Origin of the sequence: Phocaeicola sp. (genome assembly GCF_048170425.1) — a bacterium.
Classification (GTDB): Bacteria; Bacteroidota; Bacteroidia; order Bacteroidales; family Bacteroidaceae; genus Phocaeicola.
Map to the genome: position 1 here is coordinate 1 of NZ_DBEXBB010000098.1, position 11783 is coordinate 11783.

At 44.4% G+C, this 11783-nt stretch carries 11 protein-coding genes and 1 tRNA gene; all 12 read right to left on the reverse strand.

All coding sequences use genetic code 11. The features are described from left to right. Positions 1-107 precede the first annotated feature (107 nt). The 12 genes from ACMJ0U_RS04075 to ACMJ0U_RS04130 all read right to left on the reverse strand — a co-directional run bounded on the left by ACMJ0U_RS04075 (position 108) and on the right by ACMJ0U_RS04130 (position 11694). Positions 108-470 carry a hypothetical protein gene (locus tag ACMJ0U_RS04075; protein ID WP_417128356.1) on the reverse strand — a complete coding sequence of 121 codons (363 nt, stop codon included), beginning with the start codon at positions 468-470 and terminating at the stop codon, positions 108-110. 15 nt (positions 471-485) lie between these two features. Beyond that, positions 486-641 (reverse strand): hypothetical protein, encoded by a 156-nt coding sequence (locus tag ACMJ0U_RS04080; protein ID WP_417128357.1) that lies wholly within the window; start codon positions 639-641, stop codon positions 486-488. Between the two features lie 15 nt (positions 642-656). Next, complete coding sequence (locus tag ACMJ0U_RS04085; protein WP_417128359.1) at positions 657-1274, reverse strand: DUF4313 domain-containing protein; 618 nt, start codon at positions 1272-1274, stop codon at positions 657-659. Between the two features lie 56 nt (positions 1275-1330). Next, a complete protein-coding gene (locus tag ACMJ0U_RS04090; protein WP_039848345.1) occupies positions 1331-2212 on the reverse strand; it encodes a hypothetical protein in 882 nt (293 codons plus the stop codon). 3 nt (positions 2213-2215) lie between these two features. Continuing rightward, positions 2216-3385: a hypothetical protein gene (locus tag ACMJ0U_RS04095; RefSeq protein ID WP_304200807.1), complete on the reverse strand. Its 1170-nt coding sequence runs from the start codon at positions 3383-3385 to the stop codon at positions 2216-2218. 225 nt (positions 3386-3610) lie between these two features. Next, positions 3611-4831 (reverse strand): site-specific integrase, encoded by a 1221-nt coding sequence (locus ACMJ0U_RS04100; RefSeq protein ID WP_417128360.1) that lies wholly within the window; start codon positions 4829-4831, stop codon positions 3611-3613. A 243-nt stretch (positions 4832-5074) separates the two neighbouring features. Next, positions 5075-5147: transfer RNA gene (locus tag ACMJ0U_RS04105), tRNA-Lys, on the reverse strand. A 124-nt stretch (positions 5148-5271) separates the two neighbouring features. Further along, a complete protein-coding gene (locus ACMJ0U_RS04110; protein ID WP_417128362.1) occupies positions 5272-6915 on the reverse strand; it encodes an ABC-F family ATP-binding cassette domain-containing protein in 1644 nt (547 codons plus the stop codon). 62 nt (positions 6916-6977) lie between these two features. Then, positions 6978-7937 (reverse strand): hypothetical protein, encoded by a 960-nt coding sequence (locus tag ACMJ0U_RS04115; protein ID WP_417128363.1) that lies wholly within the window; start codon positions 7935-7937, stop codon positions 6978-6980. Next, entirely contained in the window at positions 7934-9775 is a 1842-nt protein-coding gene (locus ACMJ0U_RS04120; protein ID WP_417128364.1) for a peptidase U32 family protein, read from the reverse strand. The genes ACMJ0U_RS04115 and ACMJ0U_RS04120 overlap by 4 nt, the downstream gene beginning before the upstream one ends. Then, positions 9775-10698, reverse strand: a complete 924-nt coding sequence (gene metA, locus ACMJ0U_RS04125; RefSeq protein ID WP_417128366.1) for a homoserine O-acetyltransferase MetA — start codon at positions 10696-10698, stop codon at positions 9775-9777. The genes ACMJ0U_RS04120 and metA overlap by 1 nt, the downstream gene beginning before the upstream one ends. Positions 10699-10800: 102 nt before the next feature. Then, complete coding sequence (locus tag ACMJ0U_RS04130; RefSeq protein ID WP_417128368.1) at positions 10801-11694, reverse strand: LysR substrate-binding domain-containing protein; 894 nt, start codon at positions 11692-11694, stop codon at positions 10801-10803. Positions 11695-11783 lie beyond the last annotated feature (89 nt).

Sequence of the window (11783 nt, forward strand, 5' to 3'; positions counted from 1 at the left end):
GACCAGATATTTGCCGCCAGCTTCTTTCAGATTCCACCTCGCGATGGACACCCTTGCTATTGGCTGTATGATTCCCGCTATTAGGGCTCATTGGGGACTTGCACCCATTAGCTAATACTCATGCCGAGCATACACGAAAAAGCCCTGCTTGTCGTGCAGGGCCTGATTCTTGTGGAACCGTTGCCTTTGGAATGTCTGTTTGTATGGTATCTCCATGTCTCAAGCAGATAATCCTTGGTTCCCTTGATACTTCCGTGTACCATGCATCCTTTTTCATCGTACAGGTAGCAGGTGTTAAGGAGAACCGGTATGCCGTCATGCACCTTGTACATGTGCAGTTCAATATCATTCTTTATGGCGGCAGACTTTTCCTTTTCCACTTTTCTGTGTATGGCTTTCCTGACCTCCCCGATATGTGGGGAGGTATAGCCGATTATTTCCGAATGGAATGCAAACTGATATTTTTCCATAACACTTTGTCCGTATTAGAATTCTGATATAAGTTCATCTTCATAGACCTCAAGTTCAAGACCGCTCCCGACAATCCTGGCCAGCCAGCGGCATTCCAGTCTTTCCATCAGTTCGACGGCACGGTATCCCTTATAGGGACGTTTCAGAAATACAATGTCTCCGGTTTTCATATTTGTTCCTCCTTTTTATTGTGCATGGATTGTTTCTATCAGTTCCGCATCCGTAAGATGGCGCAGTTCCTGTGTGGAGCAGAACAGGCAGATGCCATCCAGCAGTTCATTTGCCGCAGCATCCAGGTTCCGTACTCCTTCGATCAGAGATTCTTCCAGTTCCTTGCTTGAAACAAGATATATTCCGTGAATGTCTTGAACAGTTCTCAAAGGGAAACGTCTTTCCTGATAGATGATGTCCTTTATCATGTCATTCTGTGGTGGCAGTTTGGCGCTGATTGTCTTGAACTGCTCGGGTGCGAGTTCCTTCAACCTGTCAGGATTGAAGCGGAACATACTGAATCCCTGATATTCAAATCCGGCAGGCTCCGCTATTCTGTTACTGGTCAGGAAATCATGTACATGTCTGTTGCAGTCCCTGCTGTCCACATAGGCATGGAACGGGGGAAGGGAATTGAAGTTGACGGTGATGTCCGTGTATGATTCCCAGCTTTCCGGGTTCACTTTGGACCTGGATTCAAGTCCTGCATACAGATTGTCATTGTCGGTATAACTGTTCAGAACCAGTCTGACTTCAATTCGCTCAGCCGGATCTGTGGCTGTTTCCCAGTATAGTGTGTTTGATTTGTCCATACTTGTATTGTTGTTATGAGGGAATACGGCAGTCATGTTACCGTATTCCCCGAATATTATGATTTGATATTTATTTGTCCCTGTGCCGATTCCTTTTTCACGGTCCTCAGTCTTTTAAGGAGATACAGGAAATATTCACGGTCATAGATCCGGAAAAGAAATTCCTCTGATGTCTCCTTGATGTGTCCGATGAAAGTTGCGGATTCCCTGCCGGGAGGATATTGAAAGAAATGTCCGTCAGAAACAAGGGTGAACTTCTTTCCTGATACATGGTCTATCAGTTCGTCCGGAGTTTCGTAATGCCCTTTTCCTTTATAGAACTGATAATGGTTCCGGCGAAGACTTTTCAGGGTATTCGCCATGTCCGTCCTTGCTTGTCTGGAATCTGATTGGATGACAAGGTTGCAGATGAATACGGACTGTTTTCCGTCCAGTGAAAAATAATAGGGAATGAGTCTGGTTCCGGTTGTGACCATTTTGCTTGTTTCCTCTTTTGAGATCACGGCTTTTCGGTTGATGATTTCCATGTGACGGTCTATCTGACTGTCCAGTTCGGATTGCGGAGTAAGTATGGAACGTAGGCCCTTGAAATATCTTCCTTGACGGGTAAAGCAGAAAGAGTACATATTTCCGTAATACGGTTCTCCCACAAAGAACGAGTTTTGTCTCATGCGCAAGGGTGGCAGTACATCCAGCAGGTCATAGTAGTCTTCTTCGGTGATTTCCTTGAACGGTTCGGACAGGGACTTATGGTAAAGCCGCAGCTTCTTGTCTATATCAGAAGGTGTTACGGCTTTCAGATAGGGATTGTTTTCCCGTATGCGCAGTTCTTCGATTGTTTCCCCACCATAGTCATTGTGGAATCCGTCACTCATACTTGTCAGGCATGTCCCGTTGAAGTAGCGGGAATCGATTACATATTTCAATCGGTCTTTCATGTCTTATAGGTTTTGAAGGTTCAACACTCTTTTGACTGCATATACGGCATTCTGTGTAAGTTGCCGTTGCCATGCCTGGTATCTCGGCGACCATTTGAAACCGTATGATTTCAGTTCCTTGCGCCTCTGGTCATCCGGAATATTGTCAAACTGGATTTGCAGGCGGTCTGCCTCATAGTTCCATACCAGCGTTCCGCCTTCAAATTTCAGTTCACGGTTTTCCCGTTCTCTGATTTCCTGAAGTTTCAGTCTGGCCTGGCGTGCCATTTCCGGCAGTTGGAAGAAACGGTTCCGCGGAGTGATAACCGGTTTCTTGCATTGCGCATTGAAGTCTGTAATGAAGTCTACCGCTTTCTGTACGATTTCCACTTCTCCTTTTCCTGCATAGGTGCTTACTTTATTAAGGATACTGCTGACAAACAAGGCACGGCTGTATCCTCTTGCTTTACCGGTATCAATATCATGAATGGTCTGTGCGCTGCTTGCAATGTCACGCTTCAGGCGGTTCCATGCCTCTTCCTGCTTCTGTTCTTCCGGTTTGGCAGCCTCTTTCATCCTTTCCATGGCAGCCTTGAAGCGGTTACGCCAGTCATGAAATTCATCAAATCTGTTCTGGTATGCGTCCAAGGCCTTGTTGTTGCGCTGGCAGTTGAATTTGGCAGGCCCTGTCACCATCGGACTGGCACATCTTGAGAGACTGCCCAACAGGGCGGAGAACTTGTTATGGTATGCACTGACATACTCGTTCTGCTTTTCTTCCGGAATCTGTTTCAGATCCTCTACAAGTTGTTTTTCATATTGCATGATGTCTGTTTCCGCCCTTGCTTCAGGTTCGAAGGAACTCCATCTGTACGCGTTGTATGCAGCATCAAGCAGGTCTTCCAGATAGCCGGGATACAGGAATTCCACAGCTTCCCATTTTTCAAATTCAGACGGATGAAGTTCTGTTTCTCCGTCTGCCGCTTCGATGGTGTGTACATAGGACCCCATTCCCGTACAGCGTTTACGGAAATGAAAAAGGACGGCTTCGTCATCCGTCCCTTGTTCTCTGATTTTCTTCACTCGGTAAGCATTCTTTCTTGTCAACGTGATAACCGTCTGTTTTCCGGTCTTGTCCTTCATGAGGTCTGCTACTGTACCTTCACATACCTTCTTTCCAACTTCTTCAGTCATATTCTTTTATTTAAATTAGACATGACCGGCTCCGTGGAGCCAGTATTTCAATTTCTTACTGGCCCGGCTGTTCTTTGCCAATGACCGGTGCAAGGCTTGGCGGAAAAAAATCCCTGAGCGAAGCGAGGATGATTTTTTTCCAGCCAACCAGCCCGACAGGGCCGCCTTGCACAGTCAGTGGCAAAGGGCGATATTTGCTGTAAGAAATGAAATAATGGTTGAAAATTATATTGCGAACTTGTTTTGCAGTACTTTCATTTCATTGGCAATGGTAGAATTCATTATTTTGGCATAAATACGAGTTGTACGAATGTCCGTGTGTCCTAACATTTTGGCAATGGATTCCAAGGAAACCTTATTTGCAATAGCCAGTGATGCAAATGTATGTCTTGCAATATGTGTGGAAAGATTCTTCTGAATACCACATACATCAGCTATTTCTTTCAAATAACTGTTCATTCGTTGGTTGCTGGGAACAGGAAGTAATAATCCTTTTTCATTGCAGATTGGATTTGACTGATATTTCTCTAAAATAAGTCTTGGTATATTCAGCAATGGAATGTCGCACATATTATCGGTCTTTTCCCTTGCTTTTCTTATCCACCATTCACCATTATCAGCCTGTACAAGGTGTTCCTTTTTCAGATTCTTTACGTCTGTGAAAGCCAAACCGGTGAAACAACAGAAGATGAATATGTCCCTTACGGTTTGTAATCGTTGAATATCAAAATCTTTATTGATGATTTTGCGAAGTTCCATTTCGTTTAAGAATTCACGGTTACACTTGGTCTGTTTGAAGTGTATTTCTGCAAACGGATCATCGGTTATCCACTTCTTTATCAATGCAGTTTTGATGATTTTCTTTAAATTCTTCAGATATTTCACTGTCGCATTTTGCGCACAGTTTTTCTGTATTTTAATGAAATGTTCGAATTTGGTTATAAATTCATAGTTGATTGATTTTAATGGAATATCAGCCAGTTTATACTGTTCACTGATAAACTCCTTCAAATATCTTGCTGTACGTTCGTATCGAAGTACAGTACCTTCGGCATATTCCTTGTTCATTAATTCCCTATATTCCGAATTGTGTTCCTGGAATACTTCAAGCAGCATTTTGGGAGTAGAGTGTTCTCCATAATAGATATTTTTTATAATATCTGCTGTAATAGGTTTACCGTCCTGCTCAAGTTCACGGTGAATTTGAAGGATTTTAGTTCTTATCGTATCAAGATAGTGGTTTATTTCTTGATACTTCTTTTCCCTGCCAATCGCGCATTCTTTTTGCGTATTCCATTTTGTAACATCTATACTTCGCTTGATTTGTACCTCTGCACGTTTTCCGTTTATTGTGATACGCATACAGATTGGTGCTTCTCCATTTTTAAGCAGCTTTGATTTCTTCAGGAAAAACAATACCGTAAAATAGTTTCTTTGCATTGCCATACTCTTCTTTTTTTGATGGTGTAAAAATACATGTTTTGAAAAGAGTTTGTTTTATGCAAAACGCAGAGAATCAGTGAAATATAATCCAATCAGGTGGACTTGTTTTTATGTGGAAATCAAGTCCACCTATTTCACCTCCAGTAAGATGCGGTATTCTGCTTCAATTTGCGGTATGGATAAAAAGAAAAACCGCTGATAATGATTGATTATCAGCGGTTTTCATTGTTTTGCTTTTTGTTTGAGTGATCCGCTTGGGGCTCGAACCCAAGACCCCAACATTAAAAGTGTTGTGCTCTACCTGCTGAGCTAGCGAATCAATCCATCGTTGCAAAGGTCATTTCCCGATTGCGAGTGCAAAGGTAGCAACTTATTTTAAACCTGCAAAACATTTGAGAACTTTTTTTATCCAATGGCTGTTTTTTCCATAAAAAAGGATGTTCTCAGATACTTTTACGCTCCAGTTCCTGCAAACTCTCCATTTTTTTTGTCTCTAAGAACTCATAAATACCACACAAATGTTCTTTCACACGCTGGTTTCCGAATTCATACACTTTTGTTACAAGCCCATCCAGAAAATCACGGTCATGAGATACCACAATCAATGTACCGTCAAAATCTACCAGCGCTTGTTTCAAAATATCTTTTGTTTTCATGTCCAGGTGATTGGTCGGTTCGTCCAAAATCAACAGATTAACAGGCTCTAGCAAAAGCTTTATCATCGCCAGACGAGTACGCTCCCCTCCCGACAAGACTTTTACCTTTTTCATGGAAGCTTCCGGACTACCAAACATGAAAGCTCCCAGCAAATCCCTGATTTTATTACGGATATCACCTTTGGCTACATCGTCAATGGTCTGGAACACCGTCAGATTTTCATCCAGAAGGGATGCCTGGTTCTGTGCAAAGTATCCGATTTGTACGTTATGCCCCAACGTCAGCGTACCTTCATGATCTATTTCATTCATGATGCATTTTACCAGCGTGGACTTTCCTTCTCCGTTCTTTCCGACGAATGCCACCTTATCTCCCCTCTCAATGGTCAGATTGGCATTTTTGAAGACCACATGGTTACCATATGTTTTACCGACTCCTTCCATGACAACCGGATAGTTTCCACTACGCGGAGAAGGCGGGAACTTCAAACGCAAAGCGGAAGTATCTTCTTCATCCACCTCTATCAATTCCAGTTTTTCCAGCATCTTCACACGGCTTTGCACCTGAAGCGTCTTACTATAAGTTCCTTTGAAGCGTTCAATAAAATCCTTGGTTTCCTGAATCATTTTCTGCTGTTCCTCGTATTGTTTCATCTGCTGCTCACGGCGTTCCTTGCGCAATACAAGATACTGAGAATAGTTGACCTTATAGTCATAGATGCGTCCCATCGTCACTTCAATGGTACGTGTCGTAATATTATCGACAAACTTACGGTCGTGACTGATTACTACCACAGCCTTGGCACTGTTAATCAGGAAATCTTCCAGCCATTGAATAGATTCGATGTCCAGGTGATTGGTGGGCTCATCCAGCAAAAGCACGTCCGGATTTTGCAGCAACAGCTTGGCCAGTTCGATACGCATGCGCCATCCTCCACTGAAATCACTGGTCGGGCGGTTGAAATCCTCCCGCAAGAATCCCAGTCCCAACAAAGCCTTCTCCACATCTTCTTCAAAATGCGTCATGTCGATAGCATAGAACTTCTCGCTCATCGCTGCCACTTTCTCAATCAAAGCCATATAGGAGTCACTCTCATAATCCGTACGAGTGGCCAGTTCATTGTTCATCCGTTCTATCTCTTCTTCCATTTCTTTTAAATGAGCAAAGGCTTGAGAGGCTTCTTCAAACACCGTACGACCATCCTCCGTCATCAAGTGTTGTGGCAGATAGGCTATCACACAATCTTTTGGTGCCGTAACCTTCCCACGGGTTGGCTGCCGAACTCCGGCCAAAATTTTAAGAAGCGTCGATTTTCCAGCTCCATTTTTACCCATCAGAGCAATACGGTCTTTCTCATTAATCTGAAAGTTCAAGTCACTAAACAAGGTGGTCCCTCCGAATTCTACGGTCAGTCCATCTATACTAATCATATTTGATACGTTTTAAGATTTTTGATTTTGAAAAATGCAAAATTACAAAATTCTACCGATTCTTACTCATTCAATGCTCCACAGTGCGGGCAAATACCTTTCGACCTCATCTTCGCGCCACAAAAACCGCAGGCATAAGGATAGCTGTGAGATTTCCGAAGCCGATAAATACACCACAAGGTATACCCGATAAAGCCAACGTAGGCCAGATACACCCATAAATAAGTAAAGAAGATATAAAGAAAAATACAATAGGAAGCCAGTCCCAGCAAATAGAAGAAAGCCACCTCAAAAGAGGTCTGATGAAACAAATCGTCCAGCAAAGCGACTCCTAACAGCAAAATAAAAAACACACTGAGCACAAACAGTCCTAACACAAAAGGCAGGTCGAACGGATTCAGGGACGGGTCATAATAATACCGCTCCCAGGTTTCCGGCACAAAATGCTGCATGCTGTTATAAAGTGTGGCAGCCGCCACAAGCAACCACGACAACGTAATGGGAAATACACTGTCTATATCGTTCAGCCAGATGAGTTTAATCTGCTTGCGCCGTACAGCACGGTACACAAAGCAAAGGAAGAACACTGCCAATACCAGAAAGAACGGTAAGGTATGTGAATTACTGAACAAATGGATACAGCGTGAAATCGGGTCTACAGGAACAATGTGTGTCAAAAGCTGATGTTCCGGAATCCAGCCCATGGTTTCCTGGTCACGCGCCACCTTCACCCACACTGAATCATCCTGCATTTCCGTACGCAGTGATATTTCAGCTACCACCAGTTCATCTCCTTCCTTTACCGGAATAGAGTCGAGCAACGGAAGCAGGCGCAACCAGAGCGTATCAGCTGTTACACGAAAATTGCTGTTCAATGCATACGGACGTTCTTTCTGAACCGACACGGCTACCGAGTCTTCCGACCCATTCTTTACAGCCGAAGACAAGGTGGTGCGGTAATGACAGGCCGTCATACACAGCAACAGAAAGAGTATGCCTAGAAAATATCGTAAGTGCTTCATGAAAATGCTCGATTATCCAATGAGACTTTCATCTGACAAACCTTACAATCAAAGTCGAGACGAAAACGTCGTCCGTCTGTACTTACCAGGTAATACGGCTCACGATAAGGTGACTTCACCTTATGATGCACCGGACACCATCCCATGCTATAACGCAGGCAATGCTTGCAGAACATCAGCACCGCATCTGCCTGTGCTTCCTTTTCAAAAGCCGATTCCACGCGCTTCACTCCATGGTCATGATAGAAAGCTTGTGCCTTGCCGTTCATCACATTACCTAAATAGGTCAGTTCGCCTGCTGGAAAAGCGTGAACTGTTTTCGGGAAACGGACTCTTTCCTGCGGATAGTTGATACAACGAGCCTCCAGCAGTTTCTCCACTGCCGTACGACGTAAATCCGCAAGCACTGACGAAGGAATAAACCAGTCGTCCGATAAAGAAATATCCAAGCGTTCCGGTTCAAAAGGCGTATTACCCAACTTGCCCAACTGATTTCTCAAGTTTTCAGCCTGTGGCGTACGTGCCGGCGCTTTTTCGTACGGCAACGTCACGCTGATGCTATTATCGTCCTCATCGGTCAAAGTCAGTGTAAATCCGAAATTGTTTTCTTCCAATGCCATGGCCACGGCTATCTTCCGCTCTGCCGATTTTTTCTGCATCACCCGCTCAAACTCCTGGTCAAAGTTACGGTAAAGCTTGGTCTTCGGTCGAAGGCGTGGCATTTCCTGCGGATAAAGTTTATTGTTTTCTACGCGATTTACCCGGAATCCATGCAGTTTTCCCGCTTCATCCAGATAACAAAGTCCGTCACCATTACTGAAAGGTTTGACACCTGCCACGGTAAAATAGTTGCCGCGTACTTCCTTCACCACTCCCATTTCCTCACCCAGCGATTTCGGGGTATGGAAGGAGAAAATATCCGGTGTACGTCCGTGCAGGAAATAATCGGTAAAGCCCCTGCTGAAACTCTTGTCCAATTGCGGACGAAAAGCCAGCCGGACCGTGCCGGAAGAAGCACGTATATATTCTTTGCGGCGTTTAAATATCGCATCCAGTTTCTGACGATAGTAAGCCGCCACATTCTTTACATAGGCCACATCTTTCAACCGTCCTTCTATTTTCAGGGAAGAAGCACCGGCATCCAGCAAGGCTTCCAGGTTCTCGCTCTGGTTCATATCTTTTAATGACAGCAGATGTTTGCCTCGGGCAATCGTTTTCCCGTCGGCATCCACCATGTCAAAACTCAGACGACAGAACTGTGCACATTCTCCCCGGTTGGCACTACGGCCAAAACAAGCCTGGCTGACATAACATTGTCCGCTATAACTTACACACAAGGCTCCGTGCACAAACACCTCCAACGGCGTATCCGGACACGCCGCATGAATCTTTGCAATTTCATCCAGCGTCAGCTCACGGGCTAACACCACCTGACGGAAACCCGCCTCAGCCAGGAATTTCACTTTTTGCGGAGTGCGGTTGTCCATCTGCGTACTGGCATGCAAAGGAATCGGAGGAAGATTCAGACGGGTAATCCCCATATCCTGCACAATCAAGGCATCCACCCCAATCCGGTACAAATCCCAAATCATTTTCTCCGTTTCTGCCAGCTCCTCATCTTTCAAGATTGTATTGACAGTCACGTAAATACGCACCCGATACAAATGTGCGTAACGCACCAGAGCTTCAATGTCTTCCAGAGAATTTCCAGCAGCCGCACGCGCACCAAAACGAGGTGCACCGATATACACTGCATCGGCACCATGATTAATGGCTTCCATTCCACACTCCAAGTTCTTTGCCGGAGCAAGCAGTTCGATAGGACGTTGTCTGAGCATTATTTTATCTGATTGATGTCGTAAGGAGTTTCCTGATATACATAATAGTTCAACCAATTGGAGAACAAGAGGTTGGCCACACTTCGCCAGCGTACCAGCGGCCCTTTCTCCGGATTGTCCTCACGATAATAGTTTCGAGGCATTTCAATAGGAAGTCCCTTACCCAGGTCACGACGATACTCCGTGTCCAAAGTATAAGGAGAATATTCGGAATGACCGGTCACAAAAAACTCACGTCCGCCGCGAGCCATCACAATGTGTACACCAGAGTCGACCGATTCCGAAATCACCTGCAAGCCTTCACACTTCTCGATGTCTTCCCGACGGATTTCCGTATGACGGCTGTGAGGTACATAAAACACATCGTCAAACCCACGGAAAATAGGCAACTGCTGGAATCCGTCGCAGATATGATGCTCAAAAATTCCGAACATTTTCTTTTCCAGCGGATATTTCGGAATGCCATAATGATAATACAAGCCCGCCTGTGCCGCCCAGCAAATATAAAAAGTAGAAGTCACATGCGTGCGGGTCCACTCGAAAATCTCCGTGATTTCATCCCAATAATTGACATCCTCAAAATCGAGATGTTCCACTGGTGCCCCCGTAATAATCATTCCGTCGTATTTCTCATTCTTCATCAGTTCAAAATCATGATAGAAAGCTTTCATGTGTTCTACCGGCGTATTTTTTGACGTATGACTTTTCAACTTCATCAGGCTGACTTCTATCTGAAGAGGAGAATTCGAAAGCAAACGAATCAAATCGGTTTCTGTAGTAATCTTGATGGGCATCAGGTTCAGCACCACAATTTTCAGCGGACGAATATCCTGTGAACTGGCACGAGAATTATCTATAACGAAAATATTTTCTTGCTTCAGTAAATCAATTGCGGGCAGTTTATCGGGTAAATTTAATGGCATAGCACTGTGTTTCTGTTTTTAATTTTTATCGACTGGCAAAGTTAATAATTCTGAACGGATTAAGAGAAACAGGAACCTGTCTTTTTTAACCCTTATCATTTTTTAGCTTCTCTCTTCACCTCCTGCCACTTTCCGGAGAAAGTCCGCAAAAGCCAATGCCGATTTCTTACGGTAATCTCCCTGTGCCCAGAACAAAAAGCCCTGTGAAGTCAGTTTGTCGGCACACAATATCGGAATTTGTACCAGATTTTCTTCTCCCCGTACAGCAGCCTGCGTCAAAATCGTCCCCCAATAGCCTTCACGCAGGGTATGAATGATGGTATGCACGTCATTCATCTCCACACCTACCGTCAGCTCCAGCTGGTGTTTCTGGCACAAATCATCCACTCTTTTTCGAGTGGCAAACCCTTTCCCCGGCAGAATCAAGGGAGTTTGTGAAAGCCGCTTTAAGGTAATGGACGACAATTCTGCCAACGGATGGGAACAATGCACTATAAAGCAAAGCATGGAAGAAAACAAAGGCATGGTTTCCAGATGCTCAGACACCCCCTCAGGCTTAAAGGACAGCACAAAATCCAATTGATTTGCCTCCAGTTTCTCCAGCAGTTCTTCGGAAGTAGCAAAACTCACATTCACCTTTATTTTGGGATAGGTCTTGGAAAACAATCCCAACGCCGCAATCAATAACGGGCTCATACTATAAGTCACTCCCACATGAAGTACTCCCGTCTCAATACCTTTCAAGTCGCGAATAATCTGTTTCCCGTTTTCCGCGTCACGTATTGCCCTGACAGCATATGGCAAAAAAGCCAGCCCGGCCTCCGTAGGCACAATCCGTTTGCCAATACGGTCGAACAGCAACACATCCAGTTCGTCTTCCAACTGTTTGATTTGCTGTGAAAGGGTACTTTGAGAAATGTGCAGCACACGTGCTGCCTCTGAAAAGTTCTGTAATTCGCAAGCTTCCTTAAAGTATTTCAATTGACGCAGTTCCATGTCCTTATCGTTTTTATCTATGAATATTATCGAAAAAATGAGTTTTGCAAATATAAATAAATATTCTCATCCCGCTTATCTTTGTTTAA